Below are 23761 nucleotides of genomic sequence, written 5' to 3'. Positions count from 1 at the left end.
CGGAGCGATGCACAACAGTTTCCGGAATGAACGCTTTCGGCAATCATCAACCAAAGCCTCATACTACCCACACGAATGCCTATCAAAAACGGAGTTTTTATGCGAATCGACAACCCCTCTTTACCCGCCATTTTATTGAGCGCCGCCGTCCTGGTTTGCCAACCGGCTCGCGCCCAGGACGCGCCCAGCCCGCAACAAGCCCTGCAAAACTTTGGCATAAGCGCCACGCAAATCCCGCAACTGGAACGCGGCGAAATCGTCGGTTACGATGTCAGCGAAACCAGCCAAAAGGAACTTGCCATAGGCGTGGCGATGATCTTGCCGGTGGGTTTACCGCAACTGGCCGATTACATCAAAAAAGGCAAGCTCAATGCCGGCGAGAGCGACATCGTCGCCACCGGCATGCTCGATAACAACGCCAGCGTCGACAGTTTTAAGAAGTTCGCGTTTACCGAGAAGCAGCTTGACGAAGCCAAGGCCTTTCTGGAAGCGAAGCCGGGCGACGAATTCAACCTCTCCAAAGCCGAACTGGATAGTTTGAAAAGCCTGCAAGCCGGACTGGAAGACGCCGACAACAAAACCATACTGAAAACCGCCAACCAAAAATACCGCGAATTTTTACTGCAACGCCTGCAAGCCTATAAAAAAAGCGGCCTGGCCGGCATTGCCCCTTACAGCCGCGACGGCGGCACAGCCGACCCGGCTGCGGAACTACGCAACGACGCCGTGAACAGCAAAGCCTGGGCGCGATATTTCCCGGAACTGCAACAAGCCTGGTTGAACTACCCTGCCGCGTTACCGGCCAATGCCAGCGAACAGTTTTTGTGGCTGAATCGGCGCGTGGAAGACCGTCCCACCGCCGTGCTTAATCACCGAGTAATCGCCATCGGCGAAGGCGGCGGCATTGTGGTTTCCCGGCAGTTTTACGTCGGCCACTCCTACAATTCCAGCCACGTGGTGGCGGGCGGCTTGCCCTATAAGGACGGCACGCTGGTGTTTTATTCCATCCGCAGCTCCACCGATCAAGTCGCCGGCATGGGCAGCAGCCTTAAGCACTCGATAGGCCGCGAACAGATGAAAAAAGAGATGATCAAGCGCCTGCAACGCTTGAATAAAGACATGAAACTTAAACCCGCGCCTGTCGCCGCCGAAGAGTAATTTCGATAAACAAACGCAAGGAATCGTAACGCAAGCCCAATCAAATTCAGGCATTAAGCTTGATTGGCTTGCACATTGCCCCCATTCTGGTAAATATCCCTATAACTTTATTCCCCCAAGCCTAAAATCCTCGATGAATATTAAACACAAAGCCCACCCTTGGCATGGCATCCATCCCGGCAATAACACCCCGGACATCGTCACCGCCTTCATAGAAATCGTGCCGTCCGACACGGTGAAATATGAAATCGACAAAGACAGCGGCTATCTGAAAATCGACCGGCCGCAAAAATTCTCCAACATGATTCCGACTCTGTACGGCTTCATTCCCCGCAGTTATTGCGCGGAAAAGATCGCCGAATACGCCGCCACTCAATCCGGCAAACCGGTCAGCAAGGGCGACGGCGACCCGCTGGATATATGCGTATTGAGCGAACGTAGCGTTACCCACGGCGACATTCTGTTGCAGGCCATCCCGATCGGCGGATTCCGTTTACTGGACGGCGGCGAGGCCGACGACAAAATCATCGCGGTGATGAAAGGCGACGAATTCTACCGGCAATGGCGCGACGTCTCCGACTGCCCGGAGTCGTATATCAACCGATTGAAGCACTACTTCCTGACTTACAAACACCTACCCAGCGAAAAAAGTATCTGCGAAATCACCCACGTCTACGGCCGCGAGGAAGCTCACGAGGTCATCAGGCGCGCAATGGCGGATTACCAATATCATTTTGGCTGCCAGGACGACGAGTAGCGTTTTTTGGGAATGGGTGCGCCGAGTCGTTTGCGGCGCGTCCAGGCTGATTAATACATTTTCCAGGCTCCTCTAACGACAAGCCGCACAGACCCATGATAGACTAAACCAAGTTAACTTAGTTTACTGGAGGTCATCGTGCAAACCGTCAACATCCACGAAGCAAAAACTCACTTATCTCGATTGGTTGAACAAGCTGCGAAAGGCGAACCGTTCGTGATTGCCAAGGCTGGTAAACAGCTCGTCAAGGTTTCCGCGCTGGACAGCCCAACGGGCGATCAAGTCCGACGCTTGGGGTTCCTGAGCGGATATATCAAAGTGCCTGACGATTTCGACAGAATGGGCAGTGAAGACATTGCGCAGTTATTCGGCACTGACGATGAAACTGCTGCTTGATACCCATCTGCTGCTTTGGGCGGCTGGCTCCCCAAATTTGCTACCTGAACAAGCTCGCCGGATGCTGGAAGATATACAAAACCAGCTATTTTTCAGTGCCGCCAGCCTCTGGGAAATCGCCATCAAACACGGCCTCGGCCGTGATGATTTTCAAGTAGACGCAAGAGTGCTGCGGCGCGGTTTGCTGGACAACGGCTATACCGAAATCCCCATCGGCAGCGATCACGCGGTTTTCATCGAAAGTCTACCGCCCATCCACAAAGACCCTTTCGACCGCATCCTGGTTGCGCAAGCCAACGTAGAAGGCATAACGCTTTTAACTGCCGATACGCTGGTTGCAAAATATCCGGGGCCGGTCAGGTTAGTTTGATACTCAAAAACTTTATTTTTTGGCATGAATATACGGAAGCATTTCTGGACTACCTGCTAATCTCAATGCAATTTTGAATCCGCCTAGGGACCAAGCGGAGTTTAATCCAGCGATACCAACACGAGTATTGTGTATCTCCAAAGCATCAGTCCAAATCAAGTGAGGATTGCCAGGTAAGAGATGTAAAAGGTTATAACTGGTAAGAAAGTTCCGATAATTCAACAGCCTTTCCATAAACCTTTGCCATTGCTTATTTTCATCCCTCATCATCGTAATTACATCGTCGAGTTTGAGATTTGGTTGGCGTATCCATGCTGTTTGATCTGGAGTAATTTCGTTTCGATCTACATCATGATTGCCAGGTACCAAATAAAGACTGCGAATTGGAATTTCTGGAATAAAAGCCTTGCGAATAGCGTCCAGAAAATCACGGACTAGCAGGTATTGGTCGTCCATGCTTTCGCCCGAAACTGCCCCGAAAACCAAATCGCCAGTGAAAAATATAAGGTCTGGACGCAAACCATGTTCTATTTGCATTTGCTTCAAATCACAGACAAGTGCGTCGGTGATTTGTCGTGAATCCCAGCCATCACGTTCGCGGCCATGGAAATCGGAAAGGTGCAACCGGTCAGTTTGCGAGACATTTTGATCCGTCAAAGAAGTTAGCCGTGAGCTCAGCCAAACTCATCCAGGTCATTTACACTAACCGGAAAACGTATATACTTCACGTAACTACATTTTACATATGGAGTGCCCTATGACCTATGCCCGTATTTTCCAATCCGGCAATAGCCAGGCAGTGCGGCTACCCAAGGAATTTCGCTTCAATACTGACCGAGTGGAAATTTTCCGCCGGGGCGATGAAATCGTATTGCGGGAAACGCCCGCCAACGCCGCCGCGATATTCGACGCCTTAGCAGCATTGCCCGACGACTTTATGAGCGACGGCCGTGAAGATACGCCGCCCCAGGATCGTGAGGCGCTTTGATGAGCGTCCGTTATCTGCTCGATACCAATATTTGCATTTATATCGCCAAGTACAATCCGCCAGAAGTGCGCGAGCGTTTTGCCCGTCACGCTGCGGATGAATTGGCGATGTCGGTGATTACCTTGGGCGAACTGCGATTCGGCGCGGAGAAAAGTCAGGCCAGGGAAAGGGCGTTAGCCGGCATTAACGAACTTACCGGTTTGATTCCGGTATATGGCTTGCCGGAAGCAGCTGGCGAGCATTACGGACAGATACGTGCGGCGCTGCAAAAGATCGGGCAGCCCATCGGTAATAACGATTTATGGTTGGCGGCTCACGCCAGATCGGAAGGATGGATTTTGGTCACCAACAACGAACGCGAATTTGTGCGAGTGCCGGGGTTGCAAGTAGACAACTGGGTAAACTCATCAGGCTGAACACCTAAGCAAGCGCCTCAGGCAATGGTTTAGTCTGGGCTCCAAACATCATCCAGCGTCTATTGACTAATTTTCGTTCATCCTATTCAACTTATATGAGCTCAGGACAACCCGAATGAAACATTTATCAATAGCAATAATTTTGTTGGCTACTTTCGCCGCCTGCACAACAAGCTCTCGATATACCCAACCATTAGTCGTCGCCGACCCGGCTCCAACGCCAAAATCCATATCGACCGCCTCTCTTTACCCATCGACCGCCACCGAAAAAACCGGCCCCGTAAATGTCTATCTGATTCCGTTAAACGATTTCTCGGAAGATATTGCGGCGCAAATCGGCAGGGATTTGAGTAAGGAATTCGGCCTGTGGGTTAAGGGCACGGTGGCGATGGGCACGCAAGGCCTGATGCCGATGCCGGGCAGCCAACAATTCGCGGCAGAAGACATCTTCGAACAGGCTAAAACCGTGATGCAACGTTTGCCGGAAGCGGACAGCAACACCTATTTTATTTTTCTGACCAACCGCGACATCAACAGCCGCGCCCGGAATTTTCGTTTCCAGTTTTCCTATCACGACAAGGTTTGCCGCTGTTCGGTGGTTTCCGCCGCGCGCATGCACCCGGAACCGGAAAATTCGCCCGGTAGCCGCCAGCATCTCGAATCGCGCTTCGTTAAAATGACCAAACGCGCCATCGGTCAAATGGTTTTAGGATGGGAGCGCTCCAGCGACATTAACGATCTGATGTATTCGCCGATTATGAGCCTGGACGATATAGATCATTTGGGTAATCGGCATCCGGCGATACCCAAAAAATAAGCCGGTACAAGCAGCCGGCTTTGTGGGTTTGAGCAGGATTTCCCGTTGTTTTAACCCAGCCCCAACTTATTACAGGTATGCCGTTCGGGCTGAGCTTGTCGAAGCCCTGGCTAGTGTGCCCCTAACTAAACTCACCGCGAACGGTAAGGGCCGGGTTAAAAATCCGGTACGACTTAAGGAATACCCGTTTTAGCCTCGCAATTGGCTGCGGTATCGGTACCGGCGCCACCGTCGCAGCTATCCGTACCCGCTTCGCCGTTCAGGGTGTCGTTGCCGGCGTCGCCTTTCAGTGTGTCCTGGCCTAGGCCACCGCAGATGACATCATTATCTGCGCCGCCGCTTATGGTGTCGTTACCGCTCAGGCCGTGGATAACGTCTCGGCGTTTCGTACCGAATAAAGTATCTGCACCTGGAGTGCCGACGATGGTGGGCACCAGACCGTTGCACAATAGCGGCTGAACCGCGACCGTTTGCACGGCGCTGTTGTTGAGCGGCTGGCCGTCGGTTTGATCGGCAAGCACAGTCACTTGATTGCTCAACGTAAGCGCAGCGGTAGGAATGGCTTTGACGGTGACAGTAGCGCTGGCGGTGTTAGCCAGACCACCCAAACGACAAGTAATCTTACCGCTGGACGGAGCACTGCAACTGCCTTGTGATGTGGTTGCAGAGATTGAGGATAAACCAGAGGCTGGCAAAGTATCGATTAACGTCACACCTGTAGCATCGGCTGTGCCGTTATTCTTAACAACAATGGTCCAGGTCAGGCTGTCGCGCACCATCGCCGCGCTTACCGTGCCGCTGACGGCCAAATCCGCCGCTGGCGCAGACGCTAATTCAAAAGCACCAATATCGCATTGCGGGCCTTGCGGACGAGCCAAGCCGCGTTGATCGACATTGTTTACCGGCGCAGTTGCGCACAATAGCTTATCGGCCGCATCGATGGCACCGCTGCCGGGGATCAATGCCAAGGTTTGAGTCGGACCACCGTGGTTAGCCAAAGTAGTTTCCACCAAAGTGCTGGCATCCACGCCGGTGATATTGCCGTTGCTGCCGTGTACCGGCACTATCGGGTCAACCCCGTTCCATCGGTAAAACAGGTTGGCGGGAAAGCCGATCAAGTTGTAACTGGCGGTGGTTGGAGAACCGCCGATGTCGGCATCACCCACCGCCGCCGTATTACCGGCGACAATGCTGTTATGGAGATTTAGAGTACCCAGGTTTTCGATACCGCCGCCGTTGTCTTCCAGCGAACAAAAAAAGCCCGGCGGGCAAACCGGCAACTGCACGCTGTTGCCGACGATGGTGCTGTTCGTGATGTTGGCCGAGATACCGGAGTTTCTAATCGCGCCGCCGAAAACCGAACGGTTGCCGGAGAAGGTACTGTTAACCACCGTCAGATTGCCGCCGGGATTGGCCAGCGTGGTATCCGAGTAGTTGGCGATGCCGCCGCCGGTGCGGGTGGCGGTATTACCAACGAAGGTGCTATTCAGCACCGTAAGGCTACCGAATTGGTTATAAACGCCGCCACCCTGCGGGTCCGCATAACCATTGGCGACGGTCAAATTCTTTAACGTCAAACCCGCGCCGGGTGTCACCCAAAGCACGCGCACGGCGTTACCGCCACTTATCGTGACGCTGCGGCCTAAGCTGTCCAGCGTTAGGCCATCGGCATCGCTGATAGTCAGGGTGCTGCTCAACACGGTGGTACCATTGACGCCAAAGGTGATGATGTCTGCACCGGTCCCGGCCGGGCAATCGCCGCCCGTGGTATCGCTATCGCTGTTGGCATTGGCCACCGCTTCGCGCAGAGTGCAACTGCCGTCCGCCACTGCTGCCACATCCAATAAATTGGTAACGTTAATGGTGCTGGCCCAGGCGGGCGAACCTACCAGCGCGGACAACACAGCCAAGGCCATGCAATTGCGGGATGGACTGATTTTAGAACTATTCATATAAATCCTTTGGTGCTTGGTTTGCCTTGGAACAAGGCTATTGGTGGCCGATCAATCGGCACTGTTTATGGGGGTAATTGTTTTTAACTTATTCGCGTGTTGCCATTTATGCGTCAACCAATTGAATAGAGAGCATACCCTTGCATAGTAAAGCCATACTGGCGGGATCAGATTAACACCAGCCATTTCGTGCAGGGCAATTACCTCGTAAATCACCGGAGATTAGCAAAGGTTCAACACGGATTAAAAATTTCACCTAGCCCTTAAAGATCGCTACTCCCGCGCAGACTGAAGCTCAGTTGCTACCGAGGTTTCTTTGCGTATTCTGAATGGCTCCGGCTTTTGCGGTCATGACGAGCACCGGAGATTTAATGGCCAGATTAATAAACGCGGTATGCTGTATTTGCCATTTATTAACCCCAATATCCGAGTCGGCTATACTCGGCGCCATGACAACTGGATTTTTAAACATGACTCCCGCAACCTGGGGAAAAACCTGGCTGAGAGGTTTACCGCTCCTGCTATTGCTGCTCAACTCCACCGTCTACGCCCACGGCGTCGATGCCAATACCGAACGGTTTTTGCTGGCTAACCAAGGCGTTGCCATCGGGCCGTTTTTGTACATCGGCGCCAAGCACATGGTCACCGGCTACGATCATTTGTTGTTTTTGGTGGGGGTGATTTTCTTTTTATTCCGCACTCGCGACGTGCTGGTCTATGTCAGCCTGTTTACCTTGGGACATAGCTTGACGCTGCTGTTCGGCGTGTTAAGCAGCATCTCGGTCAATCCGTTTTTGATCGACGCCATTATCGGCTTGTCCATTGTGTATAAAGGTTTCGACAACCTGGGCGGTTTTCAGCGCCTATTGGGGTTTCAACCCAATACCAAATGGGCAGTGATGATTTTTGGCCTGTTTCACGGCTTTGGCCTGGCGACCAAATTGCAGGATTTTTCGCTGCCAGAAACCGGGCTTTGGAAGAACCTATTGGCGTTTAATGTGGGTGTGGAGATCGGCCAGTTTATGGCTCTGCTGTTTATCCTGATTGCCTTGGACTTCTGGCGCCGCCACCGCAGTTATTACGCCTTTTCAGCAACCACCAACACCCTGTTAATGTCCGGAGGCTTGATTCTGTTCGGCTACCAAATCACGGGCTACATCATCCATGGATAACTCGATGCAAGACAGCAATCCGCCAGTTCAATCAATTAAATCGCTGACCATCGCCAGCCTGTCGGCAACGCTATTGGCGGGCGTTGTGCTGATTACTGCGGTGTTGCCCGCTGAATACGGCATAGATCCGACCGGGTTTGGGCAAATGACCGGTTTAACTAGCTTGGCGTCGCCAAGTGAAACAGGCAGCGCTTGCTCGGAGCCGGTACAGGCGGTGAGCGCCGCGCAACCAGCAGCGCCCTCGCAATGGCAGGATACGGTAAAAATCGTGGTGCCGGCCGGCGAAGGACTGGAATACAAATTTCATCTCGCCAAAGGCGCGAACCTGGAATATTCGTGGTCCACTAACGGCGCGGCGCTATATTTTGATTTTCACGGCGAGCCGCAAGGCGATAAAACCGGCTATTTCAAAAGTTACAAAGAAACGACCGATAGCCAATCCAGCGGCTCGTTAAGCGCGCCCTTTGAAGGCTCGCACGGCTGGTATTGGGAAAACAAATCCAACGCGCCGGTTACTGTCGTTTTAAATACAAAAGGGGCTTATCGGATTTTGGGTTTGATGTGATCTAAAACCATCGGCTCAAGGAAACCAAGCTGACTGACATCAAAACGGGGGGATGCCAACAAACGAAAACGCTTAGTCTTCCGGCCCAAAGCACTGCTGATAATCCTTACAAACCTCGCAGGACGGCGCCCGGCAAACGTATAAGCCTTCCGCTTCGCACAGTTGTTTGTACAAAAACTTTTTCCATTTCATGTCTTTGCTGTTACGCACCAGCAATTCCGGAAAGTTGTAGCCCAGCATGGCCGACAAATCGCTGCGCGACCACAAGCCCAAATCCTGCCACAAATGATCGCTGCCCAAGCAGGCGGCGACAATCAGCGCGATCAGCCATTCGGTTTCCGCGCCAGGATTCGCGGCAAATTGCCCCAGCAAGATTTCCAAATCCTGTTTTTCCAGCATGCGGCTGTAATCCAGACTGCTACCGGAAAAGGCTTCCGGCGCCAAGGAATAGCCGGGAAAGTAGCGGTCTAACAACCGCTGAAATTGTTCTGGATTCAAGCCCAAGCTATCGGGAAGCACGCCGTCGCCGACGCACCAACTGGCGATGATTTGCGCCAACCAGACGCTGTTGGGCGACTGGTCGGCACAGGCCAGTAGATCCTCATAAATGTGTTGCCGCGACTTCATAACCAAGGGCTCTACCCTATCATTCGATGCCATGCTAAGTGTGCAACTCATACTCGATTCTCCGGCCTTATTAACGATGACGCAGACGCTTAATATTCGACGCGAATATCTTCATCCCTAACGATCATCTGACAAGCCAGACGCCATTCCGGCGGCAGGTCGTCAACGATCATTTGCTCCAACTGTTCGGTAGTGACTTTACCGATTTGTTTCAGCAGGGCTTTTTCCTTCTCGGTCATCGTGCCACCCATGCGCTCCAGCTTTTTATCGATGCTGGTGACGCGGACCACGCAAGTGCCGCATTCGCCATCTTCGCATTCGAAATTGATGGGGATCTTGTTTTCCAATGCCAGCTTCAAAATAGTCTGGGTGTGACTGCCGGCAACGGCGTAAACGGTTTTATCCCGATATTCGGGACTGGTAAATGTGACTAATGCCATGTGTTACTCCTTTTGCGTCTTTTAAACTGGTTTAAGGGAAATTTCGCCGCCCAATACTTGCGCTTGGCAAGCCAGACGGTTGTGTTTGCCGGCCATGTTTTCCCGCAAAATTTTGTCTTCCAGTACGGACGGCTCGGTCAAGTTGTTCCAACCGGCAGTCACTTTCATGATGCAGGTTCCGCAATCGCCTTCCCGGCAACCGTAAGTAATGCCGGAACCTACTTTCTCGGACACCTCAATCACCCGGGTGCCGGCGGGGACGGTAACCGTCACGTTTATATCTTCAAATGTAATGGTCGCTTTGGCCATTGTAAAAACTCCATAAGGTATTAAAAGTCATCTCGGCAGCCTCTAATCTGAGGACCAACCGGTTTGGAATCGAAACGATTCCTGATTTTCACCGGCCTTGCGGCCGATGAGTTCACCGATGCGTCCGTGGATCGGTTTAGCCTACGAATACCGCTGTAGACTCAATAGCAAGCGTCTGTTTAATCCGGTTTACAGGTCCGCAAAATTAATCACCCGCGACTCTCTGGCCCCGGTAAGCTCCTGGGCCAACTCAAGGCCAAAGGCTTTGCACTCGTGTATCTCGTCGTCAGTGGGAATCAGCTTGACGCGCAGGCCTTGAATCGGCACCCGCAACTTCAAGCCGCGCAAGCGGTCTTCCACTAGGCGCACGCCTTCGCCGGTCCAGCCGTAAGAACCGAACACGCCGCCGAGTTTGTTTTTCAGATTTACCACCGCGAGCGACGAGAGCAGATCCCATATCGGCTTGACCGCATCGCCGTTGATGGTCGGCGTACCCAACACCAAACCGTCGGCCTCTTCGATCAAATCGACAAACGGCGATACCTCGCCGCCTTCCAGGTCGTAAAGCGATACCCGCACATCCTCGACTTGCATCGCACCTTGGTAAATCGCTTCCGCCATGCGCCGGGTGTTGCCGTAAGAGCTGATGTAAAAAATCAGCAGGGTTTTTTGGTTGGGCCGCAGTTCGTTATGCAAAGCAGGACTGGATAACTGGCGATAACGCTGGATGTAATGCTGCGGGCGGTCACGCAAAATCGGGCCGTGGGTCGGTGCAATCAGTTTCAGCGGCAAGGGTTCGATCAACTCCAGAGCCCTGACCACGTATTCCTTGAACGGCCGCATGATGTGGGCGTAGTAGTATTCAAAGGAAAACCGAAAATCGCCGACCTTGTCGTTGTACAAACGGTTATCGCAAAAATGGCAGCCAAACACGTCGCCGGAAAACAGCATCGCTTCTTCCGGCGCGTAGGTGCATTGCGTGTCCGGCCAATGCAAATACGGGGTGTGCAAAAACTCCAGACTTCGGTCGCCCAGCGAGACCTTGTCGCCGGTCAGCACCGGGGTAAAGCTCAACTCGTCCTGCTTTAGCAGGCCTTTGAGCATGGACTGAGCTTTTTGGGAAATGAACAGCTGCGCGTGCGGCGCCCGTTTCATCAACTCCGGCAAGGCGCCGGTATGATCGGGTTCCAAATGATTGAGGACGATGACTTTGATTTCCGAATAGTCTGCAACGCTTTCCAGGCGGGCGAAAAAGGCGTTGGCAAAGCCTTCCTTGACGGTATCGATCACCGCCACACCTTCGCTGCCGCGAATCACATAAGCGTTATAGCTGGTGCCGTTGGCGGTCTTCAGGATGATGTCGAAAGTGCGCAAATTCGGATCCAGCGCACCGACCCAATGCACGCGCTCCGACAAGGCCACCGCCAGCGGTACGCCGTCTTCGCTCTCCAATCTGACGCTGTTCATGGCTTGCAGGCCTCAGAGCGTGACTGCTTGGGACAGGTTTCCAAATCCTTTTGCGAAGCCAAGGCAGCCAAGCCCAACCAGGCATCGACCTGTTGTTGGTCGAACCCGCAGACGCGCTGTTCGTTGACCTCCATCAAAGGCCGCCGAATCAACAACGGCTGCGCCACCATCAGCGCGATTGCTTCGTCTGCACTGACGGCATTCGGATCGACCAACCCTTGTTTGACAGCCGACGCGCTGCGGTTAAACCAATCCGCCACCGGCATGTCGCCGAAAAACGAGCGCAACTTGCCCGGTTCCCTGCCCCACGGCTGCTGCAATAGATCGTAAACCACCAGCAAATGGCCGGCGGCACTCAGCAATTGCTTTTGCCGGGTATTGTTCAAGCAGCCCGGCTTTTCATAGAAATGCACGGTGGCCATAGCCGTTAATGGGCTTGTAGTTCCGCCATCGCCTCGGCCATTTTTTCGGGCGGGATACCGGTCAGCGAGCCGGGCGGGTTGATAGGCACACCCAGTGCGTCGAGAATCGCGCCTTCAATCGGGCAAATGCTGGCGCATTGCGTGTCTTTATAATCGCCCTCGCATTCGGTGCATTTTTTCGGGTTGATCCTGAAATGCCCGGCTTTTTCCGACATGTAGATGGCTTTGCTGGGGCACAACGGCTCGCAGGCATAACAGTTGACGCAGGATTCAATGATTTGTAAGGCCATGACGTTACCTTTGTATTCGATGGTTAATCAGTTCTAACAATCTCCCTCTCCTGATAGAGAGGGCTGGGGTGAGGAGAATTGAATAAGCAAAAGCTTTTTGATTCACCTCGCCCTACCCTCTCCGGCCGGAGAGGAAATATTGGGCTATGCCGTCGCCCGCTCTTCTTGCGGCGCAGCCTCATCCAACTTGCCGGCTGCAGCCATTTCCTTGTAAACCGCCATCACCGCTTCTTCGATAGGCTCCATCGCATGCTCGCCGTTGGGTACGATGCCGGCTTTTTCCAGCAAGTCCCAAGGCTCATAGCCGATTTTGGAGCACAGTACCGCTTCACAGCCGGCCAGAGAGCGAATGGTTTGTTGCAACACGCTCTCGCCGTCGCCGCAGGTATCGTCGCCGCCGCAATACAAGTCTGTCTTGCGATGACTCATGAAACGCACGCCGTTCGGGGAGGCTTCGTAGATAAGAAACTCTTTGGCATGTCCGAAGTGCATATTGATGACACCTTGACCGCTGGTGGCGATGGCCATCAACACGGGACGGGTATTCAGCTTGGGCTCGTCGGCGTGGCCGGCAGCTTTTTCGGCTTTCGCGGCGCGCTTGCTGTGCATTTCCTCGGCAATCGCTTCGTGGATCACTTTGCGTTTTTCCATCGCCGATTGGTAATCGATTTCCATCGCCTCGATTTTGTCCATGGTGAACTCGTCGCCACGGTCTTCGCCCAATAGGCCAACCGCGTCGGCCCGGCACTGCCGGCAGTGACGCATCATATTCATGTCGCCGGAGCACGAGTCTTGCAGATCCATCAACTCGTCCTGAGTCGGACCGCGTTGACCCATCACGCCGTAGAAGGTGCCGTGCTCGGCTTCGGCGATCAACGGCATCACATTGTGCAGGAAAGCCCCCTTGGCTTTGACGATTTTGCTGACTTCCGCCAAATGCTTGTCGTTGACGCCGGGAATCATCACCGAGTTGACCTTGACCAAAATGCCTCTGGCAGTCAGCATTTCCAGGCCTTTTTGTTGCTGTTCGATCAGGATCTTCGCGCCTTTCACGCCTTTGATGCGTTTGTTTTCCCAGAAAATCCACGGATAAATTTGCGCACCGATTTCCGGATCAACACAGTTGATCGTGATCGTGACGTGATCGATGTTGTGCTTGGCCAGTTCCTCGACCGATTCCGGCAAAGCCAGACCGTTGGTGGAAACGCAGAGCTTGATGTCCGGCGCTTCTGCGCTCAAACGGCGGAAGGTTTCGAAAGTACGCTCCGGATTGGCCAATGGATCACCAGGGCCGGCGATACCCAGCACGGTCATTTGCGGAATGTTGGCCGCCACCGCCATGGTTTTTTTCACGGCTTGATCAGGCGTCAGCAACTCGGACACCACACCGGGACGCGACTCGTTGGAGCAATCGTATTTGCGGTTGCAATAGTGGCATTGGATGTTACAAGCCGGCGCTACTGCCACGTGCATGCGGGCAAAATAGTGGTGCGCGTCTTCCGAGTAACAAGGATGATTTTCTACCTTGGAGCGAATCTCGTCGGACAAATGCCCGAGTTGATCGTCACTTGTACCGCAAGAATGGGAGGAGCAGCCGCCTGCGCTGGCTGCTGGAGTTTCGTTGATTACTGGCAGTTCCATATTCTTCACCTCACTTGATTGGTTATGCAGTGAGAAAGCACAGGCCATGCCAGTTATGAAATCAATTTAACTTACTGATATATAAATTCTTTTTTAAGATAAACTACCAAACACCCCAATATACGGCCGCCTAATGTTTGTAACGGCACAATCCCCGCCGGCCGATTGTCAGGATTTGGACAAAGCGCCAAAGGCCTGAAAGCAGGCAATTTCAGAGGCAACTCAGACGCAAGGCATCGTTCAGTACATACGCTTGCGAAATAGCCAGCCGGCGCAACTCAAACAGCACAGACCGATCAGCGCCAGCGGCCAGTATTGGTCGATTAAATCGGCGATACCCAAGCCTTCCAGAAATACGCCGCGGATAATGATCAAAAAATAACGTAGCGGATTAACCAGCGTCAGCTGCTGCACCAGTTCCGGCATGTTCTCGATGGGCGTGGCGTAGCCGGACAAGATTACGCCCGGCACAATCACCAGAAATCCGCCCAGCAAGCCCTGTTGTTGGGTGACTGATAGCGAGGAAATCATCAAACCGGCGCCGATCACCGAAAACACATACAACACGATGCCGATATACAACGCGGCCAAGCTGCCCAACAACGGCACCTGAAACCAGAAGACCACCATGAAGATACTGAACGACGCTTCGGCTACGCCGATGATCAGGCCGGGAATGGCTTTGCCGATCAGAATTTCCGCCGGGGTGAATGGTGTCACCAGCAGTTGGTCGAACGTGCCCTGTTCGCGTTCGCGCGCCACCGACAATGCGGCCACCGTCATCGTCACCACCAAAGTCAGCAAGCCGACGATACCGGGCACAATAAACCAGCGGCTTTCCAGATTGGGATTAAACCAGGCCCTGATGCGCAATTCCGCCGGCGGCCCGGTTTGGTTGTGCTGGCGCGCCCAATCGCTGTTGAACTGGCTGATCACGTTACGGGCATAGCCCAAGGCAATCTGGGCCGTATTGGAATCGCGGCCGTCCAGTAATATCTGCACCGGCGCCGATTGCCGGCCACCCAGCAAATCGCGGCTGAATGTTTGGCCGATATGCAACACCATCAACACCTGCTTGCTGTCCAGCGCAGCGGCGATTTGCGCCTGGCGCTCGATGCGCAACACTTCCCGAAAAGCCGGCGCGCCGTTGAAGCGGGCAATCAAATCGCGGGCGGCGCTGCCACGGTCTTCGTTGTAAATCGCGATCGGCAGTTGGTTTAGATCGTAAGTAGCGGCATAGCTGAGCAAAAATAACTGCACCAGCGGCGGCACGATCAATACAAAGCGGCTTTTTTTATCCTTCAGCAGGCTGAGGAATTCCTTGATCAATAAAGCCTGGATGCGCCACCACATACTCGTCACTCCAGGCGGCGCGGCGCTCGCCACAGGGCCAAGGCCAAAAACGCCGCCGCCATCAAGAACAAGGCCAATGCGTTGGGCAATATCACTTCCCAAATATCGCCGGCCAGGAATACGGTCTGCAAAATCGCCACGAAATAACGAGCCGCCACCAGATGGGTAAACAGTTGCACCGCCCACGGCATGCTGTCGATATTAAAAATGAATCCGGACAGGATAAAGGCCGGCAGGAAGGTGACGACAATCGCGATTTGCCCGGCGACAAACTGATTTTTGGCGGCTATCGAAATCAACAACCCCATCCCCAGTGCCGCCAGCAAAAATAATGTGCCCGCTACCAGCAACACCCACAAAGAACCGACCAGCGGCACCTGAAACAAAAATACCGCCATGCCTATCGACAGCAACATGCCGCCCATGCCCAGCAGGTAATACGGAATCAATTTGCCGAGCAGCACTTCGCGGACGCTGACCGGCGTCGAAATCAAGGCCTCCATCGTGCCGCGCTCCCATTCGCGGGCCATCACCAAAGCGGTTAATAAGGCGCCGATCAAGGTCATGATCACGGCGATCAAGCCCGGCACCAGAAAATTACGGCTACGCAAGGCGCTGTTGTACCAAACCCGGGCGGCCAATTGCACCGGCTGCGGCGCTTCCTGTCCCTGCCAAGCGGCGCGAGCATTGAGCCAGGTTTCAAAAACGCCTTGCACATAGCCGCTGGTCAGGCGGGCGGTATTGGCATCGACGCCATTGACGATAACCTGAATCGGCGCCGGTTCGCTGCCGGTCAAGCGCTGGTCGAAATCCGCCTGCAAATGCACGATGGCGTTGATTTTTCGGGTCAGCAAGGCCTGCCGGGCCTCACGCAGGTCGCGGAAGTAATGGGCTTGAAAATAGTCCGAATAATCGAAGCCGGCGCTAAAACTGCGCGACTCCGGCGAGACGTGCTCGATTACCAGACCTATCGGCACGCGACGCGCATCCAGCGACACCCCGTAACCGAACAACAACAGCAAGAACACCGGCATCGCAAAGGCAATCGCCAGGCTGCTGGGGTCGCGCAGCACTTGTAAAAACTCCTTGCGAATCAAGCCCAGCAGGCGCTGGCTGGCGGTACTCATCCGGCCGACTCCTCTGTGAGTTCCAGCAAGCGGATGAAAGCTTCTTCCATGGTCTCGGCCGGCGCTTGCTCGGCGGTTTGACTACGGCTGCGAATCTCGGCCGGCGTGCAGGCGGCCAGGATGTCGCCCTCGCGCATGATCAACAGCCGGTCGCAATATTCGGCTTCTTCCATGAAATGCGTAGTGACCAATATCGTCACGCCTTGCGCCGCCAGGCTGTTGATGCGATTCCAAAACTCGCGGCGCGCCAGCGGATCAATGCCGGAAGTCGGTTCGTCGAGAAACAGAATCTCGGGCTCGTGCATCAACGCGCAAGCCAGCGCCAGACGTTGTTTGTAACCCAACGGCAGATCGACGCTATTGGTGTCGGCAAACTCAGTCAGGTCAAACTCTTGAAGCGCCCAGGCTATACGCTCTGTTCGCCGCTTATGGCGTAAACCGTAGGCATGGCTGAAAAACTGTAGATTTTGTTTGACCGACAATTGTCCATATAAGGAAAACTTCTGCGACATATAGCCCAGTCTGGCCCTGGCCTGGGCTGCCGCATTGCGCAAATCCAGGCCGGCCACCCGCAAGCGGCCGTTGCTGGCCGGCAGCAAGCCGCATAACATTCTGAATGTCGTGGTCTTACCGGCGCCGTTGGCACCAAGCAAACCGAAAATCTCGCCGTGCCGCACCTCGAAAGACAGTTTTTTAACCGCCTGAAAATTGCCGAACCAGCGATCAACTTGCTCGACTTCAATCACTGCTGCGTGCTCCGTCGCCAAAAACCGCGAACCATTGCCGGGTACAAAACACGCGGTTTCCACTGGCGACTTTTCCTCGTGCCGGGCCAGCAACAGCATGATAAAAGCATCCTCTAAACGCGGCGGCACCGGCGTAATCCGCACTTGCTCGGCATTACCAAATATCGCCGTCCAATCCGGCTGGCAATTGGGACGCGCCACGGCCCGCACCGCGTCCCCCTGTACCACCGAGTCGATTAGATCGGCATGCATCTGCAAACGTTGTTGCAGCATGCGTTTACCCAGTACCGGACTGGACAACTGGTAACTGCAAGCCTCCGCCAGACGATGAAAGCCGGACGGTGCATCCTGATGCAGAATTTCGCCACTATCCAGCAATACCACCTGCTGGCAACGCTCGGCTTCATCCATGTACGCCGTGCTAAGTAAGACGGTGGTGCCGAACTCCGCCACCAGCGACTCGATAATTTGCCACAACTCGCGGCGCGACAAGGGATCGACGCCAACCGACGGCTCGTCAAGCAGCAATAATTTTGGCCGATTCAACAAGGTGCAGGCCAAACCCAATTTTTGCTTCATACCGCCGGATAGCTGGCCGGCCAGACGCTGATTGAATTTTTGCAGATTGGTCATGCGCATCAGCTCGGCGAAGCGCTGTTGCCTGTCCTGCGGCGATATGCCGTAAAGGTCGGCGTAAAGATTGAGGTTTTCCAGCACGCTCAAGTCCTCATAAAGACCAAAACGCTGGGGCATATAGCCGATTATTTGGTGCAATTGGGCGCTGGCTACGGCCGTATCCAAACCAAAACTGCTTATGCTGCCGCTATTGGGCAACAACAAGCCGGCCGCCAAGCGTAATAAGGTAGTTTTACCGGCACCGTCCGGGCCAACCAAGGCCGTGACTTGGCCGAGCGACAGCCTCAAGGAAACATCCCGCAAGGCCGGCACGACCCGTTCACCGGCGGTAAAGCGTTTGTTTACCGCCGTGAAGATCAACGGCGCCGGTGCGGCATCGGCCGCGATGGCAATCACGGCGCGGGTTCGCAGCTCGGTTGTGCCATCGGTGCTTGCCGGGTGTCTATCGTCACGGTGACCGGCATCCCCAGCCGCAATTGATCGTCCGGGTCGCAGGCGTAGATCCGCACCTGATAGACCAGGCTGGTGCGCAGCTCGGTGGTTTCCACCGATTTCGGCGTAAATTCGGCCGTCGGCGACATGTACCCTACCCAACCCCGATAGCTTTTATCCGGAAAGCTGTCGCTGGCCAAACTAGCCGGCAGACCATAACGCAGTCGTCCCAAATCAGCTTCCGCCACATAGGTTCTAGCCCAAAACGGCTCGCGCAAGGCCAACGTCAATACCGGCTTTTGCGCGCTGGCCATGTCGCCGGGCTCCAGGATGCGGTTCTGGACGACACCATCCTGCGGCGCATACAAGCGCGCATCGGCTAAGACTTTATCAGCCAGCTGTAACGCGGCCTGATCAGCTTTCAGTTGTGCTTGCGCCGCTTGAATATCTTCCCGGCGCGGGCCGATTTCAGTCAGCGCATATTGCTGTTTCAAGGCTTGCAAACTCTGCTGGGCCGCGTCGTATTGGGCTTGCGCCCGATCCAGGGACTCGGCGGAGCTTAGTTTGCGTTTAACCAGCACTTGTAAACGGGCCAACTCTTTCTTAGCCAGCACCACCGCAGCTTCCGCCGCTTTGACATCATTGCCGGCCTTGCCGATTTCCTGCGGCCGGGAACCGTGCAACAGTTTATCCAGCTGATGTTGTTGCACATCCACCTTGGCTGCGGCCTGGTCGCGGCTGTATTCAAAGCGCTCCAACGCTTGCGTCGCCAACAATTGACCGCGTTTGACCCGCTCGCCTTCCTGAACCAGGATCTGCTCGACGCGCTCCGGATCGTGAAAACTCAGTTCAACTTGGCGAATATCTATGTTGCCGTATAGGATCAAGGCATCGGTATGCCGATTTCCCTCCTTCAGATAAAAACCGCTGGCGACCAGCACAACGGCGGCTACTCCCCCAACGAGATACAGGCCTGGTTTACTAATCATCTATGAATTACCCGCCGCTGATTTAAACGTGTCGGCTCAGTATACTGAAAGCCGAGCCTGAGATGCATCTAACAACTTACCCCGCCAGTTAATCGATACTGTCCTTGGCCTTTACGCAGCTTCTTTAGTACACTGCGGGCAACCTTATTTTTCAGGCGCAGAGCGTATGACTTATTGTATTGCTGTCTCTCTAAAAGACGGACTGGTATTAACGTCGGATTCCAGAACCAACGCCGGCATCGACAATGTCAGCATTTACGGCAAAATGCACCCATTTTGTACCGCATCTGATCGGAAAATCGTGCTGCTCAGTGCCGGCAATCTGGCTACCACGCAGGCCGTGATCGACCAGTTAAAACGCGATATGAAAGAAGAGACCGAAGTGAATCTGGATACGGTCAACTATCTGTCGGAAGCCGCCGCCTATCTGGGGCGGATCAGCGTCGAAAAGCAGCGCCGTCATGTGGATGCCGGACAAAGCAGCTTCAATCCGTCCGCCACTTTTATTTTGGCGGGGCAAATCGGCCAGGAGCCGCACGGCGCTTATTTGATTTATCCGGAAGGCAATTGCATCACTACCTCGCGGCAGACCCCTTATCTGCAAATCGGCGAAAACAAATACGGCAAACCGGTGCTGGACCGGTTTTTAAAAATCGATACCGCACTGCACGAAGCCGGGCGTTGCTGCTTAATTTCGATGGACTCAACGATGCGCAGTAATGCCAGCGTCGGCGCGCCGGTGGAGCTGTTGATTTATCACCGGGATACGCTGACGCTGGACGAGTACTATTGCTTCCAGGAAGACAACGAATACTTAAGCAAAATCCGCAAGATGTGGCACGAAAAGCTGAAAGAAGCCTTCGCCACCTTACCGCAGTTCAGCAAAGAGGATTCCCGTCCGCTGCCGGGCTGCATATAACGTCCACGCTTCATCCTAACTTGGGGCTATGGCACACAGATCATAGTTCCAAGCGGCTTCATTTATGTTGGGCATAGCCAATCCCGTTCGCCCTGAGGCAGGGTGGGTGGGGGTTCTGCTCAGAAACTACCCCAGAGTGCTCTACCTATCGCATCCATGCAAGGTTTACAACCGCCGCAACTGATTTCAGGTTTATCGTCGATAACTCGTCACAATAGCCAGTAACCGCTACAATTGCCGACCCTAATCCAATTCCTGCCCGCCGACCCAACCATGTTGCAGTTCGGCGATCAGAACCGCAGCTGGCGATGGCACAAACTCTAATTCAAAAAATCGATTACGGCTGGCGTTTACTGGCCACTGCGATCAGCTTTACCAGCTTCGGAATCGGCGGCGTGATGCTGTGGCTGTTGGTGTTTCCGCTCTTGGCAATATGGCCGGGCAGCCGCGCCGAAAAAGCCGGCCGCGGCCAATACACGGTGCATCTGAGTTTTTATGTGTTTATAGGCTTGATGCACAGATTGGGCGTCATGAGCTATGAAGTGATCGGCTTGGAAAAACTCAACCGTCCCCGCCAGCTGATTGTCGCCAACCACCCGACATTGGTGGATGTGGTGTTTTTAATCAGCCGAATCAAACAAGCCAACTGCATCGTCAAGGCCAGCCTTTGGCACAACCCGGCGATGCGCGGCCCAATCTTGAATGCCGGCTATATCAGCAACGCCGATTCTGAAACGATGGTCAACGATTGCGCCGCTTGGCTGCAAAACGGCGGCACCATGATCATTTTCCCGGAAGGCACCCGCTCGGTGCCGGGCCGGCCTTATCGTTTTCAACGCGGTGCCGCAGCCATTGCTTTACAAGCCGATAGTATAATCACGCCGGTAACGCTGACATGTAAACCCAGCACCCTCACCAAAACTCAAGCCTGGTACCAAATCCCGCACCGGCGTTTTCATTTGCAAATGATCGTCGGCGAGGATATCGAATTGCAGCCTTTCCGGGAACTGCGACCGCGCTCGATAGCGGTGCGGCGTTTAACGCAGTATTTACAGGATTATTTTACTCAACAACGAGAACGCCATGAGCGAGATGGAAACTGAATTAAAGCACCTGATTATCGACACGCTGGCGCTGGAAGATGTCGATGCGGCGGACATCGACAGCCACGCCGCGCTGTTCAACGACGGCCTGGGCCTGGACTCTATAGACGCACTGGAACTGGGATTGGCGATACGTAAAAAGTATCAGGTAAAAATTGATGCCGAACGCGACGATGTGGTGAAAATCTTCGGTTCCGTGGCGGCCTTGGCGCAGTTTATTGAAGCAGCGCGGAGTTGAGCGGGTTTTGACGAGCCGATGCAATCCTAATCTTGCGGCGAAAAAAGACAGACCTTATTCCGGCCACTGTGTTTAGCTTGATACAAACCCTTATCGGCCAAATTCAGCAAATCGCCGATGCTGCTGTTTTTATCCGTCAGGGTAGCCACGCCAATTGATACGGTAAATTGCAATTCCAACCCCGATTCAACCGGAATCACGCTATCGGCCACTACACTTCGGAGTCGTTCCGCCACCTCAAGGGCTTTAAGCAAGCCGGTTTCCGGTAATAAAATCGCAAATTCCTCGCCGCCCATGCGCCCGGGGATGTCGATTTCCCGCAAAACCTCCACCAAAATGCAGCCCAGTTTTTGCAGAGCCTGATCGCCGGCAGCATGGCCGTAGTTGTCGTTGACGGCTTTAAAATAGTCGATATCCAGCATCAGTACCGACAACGGGTTGCCGTAACGGTCACTGCGCGCCAATTCCGCTTCGCCCTGCTCCATGAAATAGCGGCGATTGGCGATGCCGGTTAGATAATCGATACGTGCCTGGCGCTCCAATTCCGCTTGCAGGGCTTTGCGCTCGCTGATGTCGCGCACGAACGCACAGTTATATTCCAGGCCCTCAAAAACCAGATAATTCGCGGCCACTTCCACCGGAATTTCCCGACCGTCTTTACAGCGATGGATGGCTTCCATTTTTAACGCGCCTTTTTGTTTGACTTCCTGCCAATGCGCGGGCCAATTTTCCGCCGTTAAATCCTTGTCTATATCCATTACCGAAAATGTCAGCAACTCCTCGCGGCTATAGCCCAATACTTGGCAGGCGGTGTTGTTTACAAATTGGAATCTGGCGTCGGCGGTTATCCAGAACAAACATTCAGTGGCTCTGTCTACCGAAAACTGCGTTAAATGCAAGGCCTTTTCCGCCAGCTTGCGTTCGGTAACATCGTTGTATATCGAGACAATTTCGCCGCCGGGCAATTTATACACATAATTTTCCCGCCAACCCTGAATCCGCTCATCACGGTAATATGAGGGCGGAAAAGCCTCCGGCGTCCCGGTTTTGGCGACCCGCCGCAATACATCCAACAGCCCGAATTCGAATACCCCCGGAAACATCTCGGTCAGTTTTTTACCGATCAATTCTTTACGGGTGATTTTTTCGATCTGCTCCGCAGCCTTGTTAAAGCCGATGATAATGAAATCCCGGCCGTCCTCGCTGGCCCGGTATACCGCCACGCCGCTACTCATGTGTTTGAATAATGCCGATAAGCGTGCTTCGCTGGCGGCCAGGGCGCGTTTTTCCAGCAGCAACTGCTGATTGTTTTGAAACAGTTGCTCGGTTCTTTCTTCGACGCGCCGATTCAATTCGTTATTCAGCTCCGCCAGTTCCGCCGCCGCCAGTTTTTGCTGCAACCGGTCCGCACCGTGTTTGGCAAAGGCTTGCGCGAGTTGCGCGTACATTTCCGTGATAGTTTCCAGGCGTTGCCTGGCAATGACCGGGACCTTGCTGATGCTTTGCAGATAACTAGCTTCCTCGAACCCATATCGCCTGGCCTGACTGCGGAAAAATTCCAGATCCGGAGGATCAATAAAACATTGACCGGTAAAAATATTGGCGACGTGCTGGCCCTCGACGATAATCGGCATAGCCGAATCTACCAGCCCGTTCAGACATTTGTAGATTGCAAACCGCTCCCCCTTCAACATGCTTTCAACCAATGCCGTATCGCTTTCTATGCAGTTACTGCAGGTGTTGTGGTTGACCCGATGAAATTTTACACAGGCCTCTTGCCAGCCGGCGTTGGTGATAACAACGCCGTCGGTATCGATAATGGCGTTAGGTATGCCGATCACCCGGTACAAATCGTCCATCAGCGTTTGCAGACTGGCAAGATCGACAAGTTGGGCGTATTTGATGGTGTTTTCGGACATCAGCTGGTGTGGAATCGAGCAGTGAAGTTAACAGTCTGTCTTGTGAGCTTGATAATAGCAGCATTCCCGTGAAGCGGAACTGAAAAACACTGGATTTTGGCTAGCAACAAATACCCGGCAAGCTTTACAGGCGTGGCATTGACGCGAAAGAATGCTTAGCAAGCATGCTATGGCGCCCAAGCTTGGCCGTTCGCCAACGGGCAAAGCACGGTCCAGCCGGAATTTCTCTCGCAACGATCCGAACAAGAAATTCAAGAAAGCACCGAACGCATCATTGGGCGGATGCGCAAAGCCCTATCCTCCGTTCAACGGACAAATGGCCTCCCGATGAACGGCTACAGCTTAGTCAATTTTTCTTGGCTCCCCATTGACGCGATAGGGTGCGCTAAATCTGATGTGCTGATGTTAGGAGGAGCATCTGTAGAGATACTCAATGCCGTCAATATCTGGTTTTTCATTTTTATCTGGTTCCCACGCGCCGCGCTCATCGTTATACACAAGTCTCCCAACGA

At 53.9% G+C, this 23761-nt stretch carries 26 protein-coding genes; 12 read left to right on the top strand and 14 right to left on the bottom strand.

The genetic code is table 11. The annotated features are described in order from the left end of the window. The first annotated feature begins 99 nt into the window (after positions 1 to 99). From ACMXD4_RS03900 to ACMXD4_RS03885, 4 genes are all read left to right on the top strand, one after another. Positions 100 to 1158 (top strand): hypothetical protein, encoded by a 1059-nt coding sequence (locus tag ACMXD4_RS03900; protein WP_415879925.1) that lies wholly within the window; start codon positions 100 to 102, stop codon positions 1156 to 1158. A gap of 133 nt (positions 1159 to 1291) precedes the next feature. Next, positions 1292 to 1915: an inorganic pyrophosphatase gene (locus ACMXD4_RS03895; RefSeq protein ID WP_415879924.1), complete on the top strand. Its 624-nt coding sequence runs from the start codon at positions 1292 to 1294 to the stop codon at positions 1913 to 1915. A gap of 138 nt (positions 1916 to 2053) precedes the next feature. Further along, positions 2054 to 2311 carry a type II toxin-antitoxin system Phd/YefM family antitoxin gene (locus tag ACMXD4_RS03890; RefSeq protein ID WP_415879923.1) on the top strand — a complete coding sequence of 86 codons (258 nt, stop codon included), beginning with the start codon at positions 2054 to 2056 and terminating at the stop codon, positions 2309 to 2311. Further along, positions 2295 to 2681, top strand: coding sequence for a type II toxin-antitoxin system VapC family toxin (locus ACMXD4_RS03885; RefSeq protein ID WP_415879922.1), 387 nt, complete (start codon positions 2295 to 2297; stop codon positions 2679 to 2681). Before ACMXD4_RS03890 ends, ACMXD4_RS03885 begins: the two co-directional genes overlap by 17 nt. A 12-nt stretch (positions 2682 to 2693) precedes the next feature. Here the strand turns inward: ACMXD4_RS03885 and ACMXD4_RS03880 are convergent, their stop codons facing one another. Continuing rightward, positions 2694 to 3338, bottom strand: coding sequence for a metallophosphoesterase family protein (locus tag ACMXD4_RS03880; protein WP_415879921.1), 645 nt, complete (start codon positions 3336 to 3338; stop codon positions 2694 to 2696). 100 nt (positions 3339 to 3438) lie between these two features. On the opposite strand from ACMXD4_RS03880, the gene ACMXD4_RS03875 reads away from it, so the two are divergent. The 3 genes from ACMXD4_RS03875 to ACMXD4_RS03865 all read left to right on the top strand — a co-directional run bounded on the left by ACMXD4_RS03875 (position 3439) and on the right by ACMXD4_RS03865 (position 4902). Continuing rightward, the gene (locus tag ACMXD4_RS03875; protein WP_415879920.1) at positions 3439 to 3669 is read left to right on the top strand and encodes an antitoxin; all 231 of its coding nucleotides are present in this window, start codon (positions 3439 to 3441) and stop codon (positions 3667 to 3669) included. Then, on the top strand, positions 3669 to 4085 hold the full coding sequence (vapC, locus tag ACMXD4_RS03870; protein WP_415879919.1) for a type II toxin-antitoxin system tRNA(fMet)-specific endonuclease VapC: 417 nt from the start codon (positions 3669 to 3671) through the stop codon (positions 4083 to 4085). Before ACMXD4_RS03875 ends, vapC begins: the two co-directional genes overlap by 1 nt. 115 nt (positions 4086 to 4200) lie before the next feature. Further along, complete coding sequence (locus ACMXD4_RS03865; protein WP_415879918.1) at positions 4201 to 4902, top strand: hypothetical protein; 702 nt, start codon at positions 4201 to 4203, stop codon at positions 4900 to 4902. Between the two features lie 173 nt (positions 4903 to 5075). On the opposite strand, the gene ACMXD4_RS03860 is transcribed toward ACMXD4_RS03865, so the two are convergent. Beyond that, positions 5076 to 6854, bottom strand: coding sequence for a choice-of-anchor Q domain-containing protein (locus ACMXD4_RS03860; RefSeq protein WP_415879917.1), 1779 nt, complete (start codon positions 6852 to 6854; stop codon positions 5076 to 5078). Between the two features lie 470 nt (positions 6855 to 7324). On the opposite strand from ACMXD4_RS03860, the gene ACMXD4_RS03855 reads away from it, so the two are divergent. Both ACMXD4_RS03855 and ACMXD4_RS03850 read left to right on the top strand, forming a co-directional pair. Beyond that, positions 7325 to 8026: a HupE/UreJ family protein gene (locus tag ACMXD4_RS03855; protein WP_415879916.1), complete on the top strand. Its 702-nt coding sequence runs from the start codon at positions 7325 to 7327 to the stop codon at positions 8024 to 8026. After that, positions 8019 to 8591, top strand: a complete 573-nt coding sequence (locus tag ACMXD4_RS03850) for a hypothetical protein (protein WP_415879915.1) — start codon at positions 8019 to 8021, stop codon at positions 8589 to 8591. Before ACMXD4_RS03855 ends, ACMXD4_RS03850 begins: the two co-directional genes overlap by 8 nt. Positions 8592 to 8663: 72 nt before the next feature. On the opposite strand, the gene ACMXD4_RS03845 is transcribed toward ACMXD4_RS03850, so the two are convergent. The 11 genes from ACMXD4_RS03845 to ACMXD4_RS03795 form a co-directional block, all read right to left on the bottom strand. Then, a complete protein-coding gene (locus tag ACMXD4_RS03845) occupies positions 8664 to 9269 on the bottom strand; it encodes a nitrogen fixation protein NifQ (protein WP_415879914.1) in 606 nt (201 codons plus the stop codon). A 38-nt stretch (positions 9270 to 9307) separates the two neighbouring features. After that, positions 9308 to 9658 carry a 2Fe-2S iron-sulfur cluster-binding protein gene (locus ACMXD4_RS03840; protein ID WP_033156080.1) on the bottom strand — a complete coding sequence of 117 codons (351 nt, stop codon included), beginning with the start codon at positions 9656 to 9658 and terminating at the stop codon, positions 9308 to 9310. A gap of 21 nt (positions 9659 to 9679) precedes the next feature. Beyond that, positions 9680 to 9967, bottom strand: a complete 288-nt coding sequence (locus ACMXD4_RS03835) for a 2Fe-2S iron-sulfur cluster-binding protein (protein ID WP_020484745.1) — start codon at positions 9965 to 9967, stop codon at positions 9680 to 9682. 189 nt (positions 9968 to 10156) lie between these two features. Then, positions 10157 to 11434, bottom strand: a complete 1278-nt coding sequence (locus tag ACMXD4_RS03830; RefSeq protein ID WP_415879913.1) for an FprA family A-type flavoprotein — start codon at positions 11432 to 11434, stop codon at positions 10157 to 10159. Further along, on the bottom strand, positions 11431 to 11856 hold the full coding sequence (locus ACMXD4_RS03825) for an ArsC/Spx/MgsR family protein (RefSeq protein WP_415879912.1): 426 nt from the start codon (positions 11854 to 11856) through the stop codon (positions 11431 to 11433). Before ACMXD4_RS03825 ends, ACMXD4_RS03830 begins: the two co-directional genes overlap by 4 nt. 5 nt (positions 11857 to 11861) lie before the next feature. Then, positions 11862 to 12146 carry a 4Fe-4S dicluster domain-containing protein gene (locus ACMXD4_RS03820; RefSeq protein WP_020484742.1) on the bottom strand — a complete coding sequence of 95 codons (285 nt, stop codon included), beginning with the start codon at positions 12144 to 12146 and terminating at the stop codon, positions 11862 to 11864. Between the two features lie 144 nt (positions 12147 to 12290). Then, positions 12291 to 13787, bottom strand: coding sequence for a nitrogenase cofactor biosynthesis protein NifB (gene nifB / locus ACMXD4_RS03815; protein ID WP_171696544.1), 1497 nt, complete (start codon positions 13785 to 13787; stop codon positions 12291 to 12293). Positions 13788 to 14027: 240 nt separating this feature from the next. After that, positions 14028 to 15140 (bottom strand): ABC transporter permease, encoded by a 1113-nt coding sequence (locus ACMXD4_RS03810; RefSeq protein WP_415879911.1) that lies wholly within the window; start codon positions 15138 to 15140, stop codon positions 14028 to 14030. A gap of 5 nt (positions 15141 to 15145) precedes the next feature. Further along, positions 15146 to 16267, bottom strand: a complete 1122-nt coding sequence (locus tag ACMXD4_RS03805) for an ABC transporter permease (protein WP_205453304.1) — start codon at positions 16265 to 16267, stop codon at positions 15146 to 15148. Next, positions 16264 to 18045, bottom strand: coding sequence for an ATP-binding cassette domain-containing protein (locus tag ACMXD4_RS03800; protein WP_415879910.1), 1782 nt, complete (start codon positions 18043 to 18045; stop codon positions 16264 to 16266). The genes ACMXD4_RS03805 and ACMXD4_RS03800 overlap by 4 nt, the downstream gene beginning before the upstream one ends. Continuing rightward, complete coding sequence (locus tag ACMXD4_RS03795) at positions 18042 to 19070, bottom strand: efflux RND transporter periplasmic adaptor subunit (protein ID WP_415879909.1); 1029 nt, start codon at positions 19068 to 19070, stop codon at positions 18042 to 18044. Before ACMXD4_RS03795 ends, ACMXD4_RS03800 begins: the two co-directional genes overlap by 4 nt. A gap of 166 nt (positions 19071 to 19236) precedes the next feature. On the opposite strand from ACMXD4_RS03795, the gene ACMXD4_RS03790 reads away from it, so the two are divergent. From ACMXD4_RS03790 to ACMXD4_RS03780, 3 genes are all read left to right on the top strand, one after another. Further along, entirely contained in the window at positions 19237 to 19989 is a 753-nt protein-coding gene (locus ACMXD4_RS03790) for a peptidase (RefSeq protein ID WP_033156074.1), read from the top strand. A gap of 308 nt (positions 19990 to 20297) precedes the next feature. Next, the gene (locus tag ACMXD4_RS03785; protein WP_415879908.1) at positions 20298 to 21092 is read left to right on the top strand and encodes a lysophospholipid acyltransferase family protein; all 795 of its coding nucleotides are present in this window, start codon (positions 20298 to 20300) and stop codon (positions 21090 to 21092) included. Further along, positions 21073 to 21330 carry a phosphopantetheine-binding protein gene (locus ACMXD4_RS03780; protein ID WP_033156072.1) on the top strand — a complete coding sequence of 86 codons (258 nt, stop codon included), beginning with the start codon at positions 21073 to 21075 and terminating at the stop codon, positions 21328 to 21330. The genes ACMXD4_RS03785 and ACMXD4_RS03780 overlap by 20 nt, the downstream gene beginning before the upstream one ends. 26 nt (positions 21331 to 21356) lie before the next feature. Here the strand turns inward: ACMXD4_RS03780 and ACMXD4_RS03775 are convergent, their stop codons facing one another. After that, complete coding sequence (locus tag ACMXD4_RS03775) at positions 21357 to 23249, bottom strand: diguanylate cyclase (RefSeq protein ID WP_415879907.1); 1893 nt, start codon at positions 23247 to 23249, stop codon at positions 21357 to 21359. Positions 23250 to 23761 lie beyond the last annotated feature (512 nt).

The organism is Methylomonas sp. TEB (assembly GCF_047777895.1).
Classification (GTDB): domain Bacteria; phylum Pseudomonadota; class Gammaproteobacteria; order Methylococcales; family Methylomonadaceae; genus Methylomonas.
The sequence above is the reverse complement of the archived record's forward strand: the minus strand, read 5'-3'. Positions and strand labels throughout refer to the sequence as shown.

Excerpts from the sequence above, each read along its gene's own strand:
- ACMXD4_RS03855 (WP_415879916.1), top strand. The coding sequence starts at position 7,325 with ATGACTCCCGCAACCTGGGGAAAAACCTGGCTGAGAGGTTTACCGCTC.
- ACMXD4_RS03810 (WP_415879911.1), bottom strand. The coding sequence starts at position 15,140 with ATGTGGTGGCGCATCCAGGCTTTATTGATCAAGGAATTCCTCAGCCTG.
- ACMXD4_RS03875 (WP_415879920.1), top strand. The coding sequence starts at position 3,439 with ATGACCTATGCCCGTATTTTCCAATCCGGCAATAGCCAGGCAGTGCGG.
- ACMXD4_RS03900 (WP_415879925.1), top strand. The coding sequence starts at position 100 with ATGCGAATCGACAACCCCTCTTTACCCGCCATTTTATTGAGCGCCGCC.
- ACMXD4_RS03840 (WP_033156080.1), bottom strand. The coding sequence starts at position 9,658 with ATGGCATTAGTCACATTTACCAGTCCCGAATATCGGGATAAAACCGTT.
- ACMXD4_RS03845 (WP_415879914.1), bottom strand. The coding sequence starts at position 9,269 with ATGAGTTGCACACTTAGCATGGCATCGAATGATAGGGTAGAGCCCTTG.
- ACMXD4_RS03780 (WP_033156072.1), top strand. The coding sequence starts at position 21,073 with ATGAGCGAGATGGAAACTGAATTAAAGCACCTGATTATCGACACGCTG.
- nifB (WP_171696544.1), bottom strand. The coding sequence starts at position 13,787 with ATGGAACTGCCAGTAATCAACGAAACTCCAGCAGCCAGCGCAGGCGGC.
- ACMXD4_RS03785 (WP_415879908.1), top strand. The coding sequence starts at position 20,298 with ATGGCACAAACTCTAATTCAAAAAATCGATTACGGCTGGCGTTTACTG.
- ACMXD4_RS03860 (WP_415879917.1), bottom strand. The coding sequence starts at position 6,854 with ATGAATAGTTCTAAAATCAGTCCATCCCGCAATTGCATGGCCTTGGCT.
- ACMXD4_RS03835 (WP_020484745.1), bottom strand. The coding sequence starts at position 9,967 with ATGGCCAAAGCGACCATTACATTTGAAGATATAAACGTGACGGTTACC.
- ACMXD4_RS03830 (WP_415879913.1), bottom strand. The coding sequence starts at position 11,434 with ATGAACAGCGTCAGATTGGAGAGCGAAGACGGCGTACCGCTGGCGGTG.
- ACMXD4_RS03895 (WP_415879924.1), top strand. The coding sequence starts at position 1,292 with ATGAATATTAAACACAAAGCCCACCCTTGGCATGGCATCCATCCCGGC.
- ACMXD4_RS03850 (WP_415879915.1), top strand. The coding sequence starts at position 8,019 with ATGGATAACTCGATGCAAGACAGCAATCCGCCAGTTCAATCAATTAAA.
- ACMXD4_RS03865 (WP_415879918.1), top strand. The coding sequence starts at position 4,201 with ATGAAACATTTATCAATAGCAATAATTTTGTTGGCTACTTTCGCCGCC.
- ACMXD4_RS03885 (WP_415879922.1), top strand. The coding sequence starts at position 2,295 with ATGAAACTGCTGCTTGATACCCATCTGCTGCTTTGGGCGGCTGGCTCC.
- vapC (WP_415879919.1), top strand. The coding sequence starts at position 3,669 with ATGAGCGTCCGTTATCTGCTCGATACCAATATTTGCATTTATATCGCC.
- ACMXD4_RS03805 (WP_205453304.1), bottom strand. The coding sequence starts at position 16,267 with ATGAGTACCGCCAGCCAGCGCCTGCTGGGCTTGATTCGCAAGGAGTTT.
- ACMXD4_RS03775 (WP_415879907.1), bottom strand. The coding sequence starts at position 23,249 with ATGTCCGAAAACACCATCAAATACGCCCAACTTGTCGATCTTGCCAGT.
- ACMXD4_RS03820 (WP_020484742.1), bottom strand. The coding sequence starts at position 12,146 with ATGGCCTTACAAATCATTGAATCCTGCGTCAACTGTTATGCCTGCGAG.
- ACMXD4_RS03795 (WP_415879909.1), bottom strand. The coding sequence starts at position 19,070 with ATGATTAGTAAACCAGGCCTGTATCTCGTTGGGGGAGTAGCCGCCGTT.
- ACMXD4_RS03790 (WP_033156074.1), top strand. The coding sequence starts at position 19,237 with ATGACTTATTGTATTGCTGTCTCTCTAAAAGACGGACTGGTATTAACG.
- ACMXD4_RS03825 (WP_415879912.1), bottom strand. The coding sequence starts at position 11,856 with ATGGCCACCGTGCATTTCTATGAAAAGCCGGGCTGCTTGAACAATACC.